This is a genomic window from Janibacter massiliensis, from assembly GCF_900289115.1.
Lineage (GTDB): Bacteria > Actinomycetota > Actinomycetes > Actinomycetales > Dermatophilaceae > Janibacter_A > Janibacter_A massiliensis.
Window position 1 is genome coordinate 1 of the sequence record NZ_LT985209.1, and the last position, 837, is coordinate 837.

Annotated in this window: 1 protein-coding gene; it reads left to right on the top strand. The window is 75.7% G+C overall.

The window, feature by feature from the left end; genetic code table 11:
* Positions 1–709 (top strand): ATP-binding cassette domain-containing protein (locus tag DAA34_RS12035; RefSeq protein WP_234354294.1); only part of this gene is annotated, 709 nt, incomplete at its 5' end.
* Between the last annotated feature and the right edge of the window lie 128 nt (positions 710–837).

An 837-nucleotide genomic window follows, 5' to 3' on the forward strand; every position in this document is an offset into this window, starting at 1 on the left:
GCCCCTGGCCCCCCCGGCGTCAGCGGCGGTGACGACGACCGGCGGCTTCGACGTCGTGCGGGAGACGGCGCTGCGCACCGGCGACATCCGGCGCCGGACCACCGCGCGGATCGGCCCGTGGACGGCGGGAGCAGGGGACGTGGCCGCGCTCACCGGGCGCAGCGGCGCCGGGAAGTCGACGGTCCTCGCGGCCCTGGCGGGCTCGGTGGCGGAGGTCGTCGGTGATCCGCCGCGGACCGGCGACGCAGACCCGCGCGACCTCGACAGCCGCGCCCTCGCTGCGCGGGTCGGGTGGGTGCCGCAGTGGACCGGGGCCGGTCTCGTCGCCCGCAGCGTCCTCGACGAGATGCTGGTGACGACCCGAGCCGTGACCCCCGAGAACGAGCTCGTCGCTCGCGAGCAGGCCGTGACCCTGCTCGAGGCCGTCGGCCTCGGTGGGCGCGCCGAGCAGGACGCGATCACCCTTTCCGGCGGCGAGCAGCGCCGGCTCGCCGCCGCCGCCGCCGTGCTGCACCGACCCGGGGTCGTCCTGGCCGACGAACCGACCGCCGGGCTCGACCGCCGGGCGTGGTCGGCGGTCACCGGGGTCCTCTCCGGGCACGCGCGGGCCGGGGGATCGCTCGTCGTCGCGACCCACGACCCGGCGCTGGTCGCCATCGCCGGCTCGGTGACCCGGATCGACCCAGTACCCCCGCCGGCGGTCCCTTAAACCCACCCCCGGCCCCAGGAGACGAACCCCCCCCTCGTATGCGTCCTTCGCGTGGAAAAAAAAACCAGCACCCTCGGCTCTTTCATATCTGCCGGTATGCTGTCCGTCAGCCTCCTGGTCCAGGCCGC